The sequence below is a fragment of the Micrococcus sp. GbtcB5 genome (assembly GCF_019091605.1).
Classification (GTDB): Bacteria; Actinomycetota; Actinomycetes; order Actinomycetales; family Micrococcaceae; genus Micrococcus; species Micrococcus luteus.
The window spans coordinates 1-290 of the sequence record NZ_JAGXJK010000151.1 but is presented as its reverse complement, the minus strand read 5'-3'; the positions used below and the strand labels follow the sequence as shown (position 1 = coordinate 290).

General features: G+C 64.5%; 1 pseudogene. It reads left to right on the top strand.

Annotation, left to right across the window (positions count from 1 at the left end):
• Positions 1 to 207: 207 nt before the first annotated feature.
• A pseudogene (locus KVS67_RS14310) lies at positions 208 to 290 on the top strand (TetR/AcrR family transcriptional regulator); the annotation flags it as partial.

The window sequence follows — 290 nt, the reverse complement described above, 5'->3', positions numbered from 1 at the left end:
CCGAGCAGGTGGCGGTGGACCATCCTGAGACGGCCGGTCGGGGTCAGGGGTGCGTTAGCGTGAGACATGAGTGGGTCTTTTCGGGCAGGTGGGTTGTTGAGGAACTTCCATCCTGCGGGAGAGGCCCGCTCGGCTCATCTCAGCCCGTACCCCGTGGCAAGAACCTCATGACCCACAACAGCTAGCGTCTAGTGCGAGGAGCGCGGTTACGCGTCGGTGACGACGCAGGAGACCTCGGAGCGTGCCGATGTCGCCGCGGGGACACTGTTCCGCTACGCGAGTACGAAGAG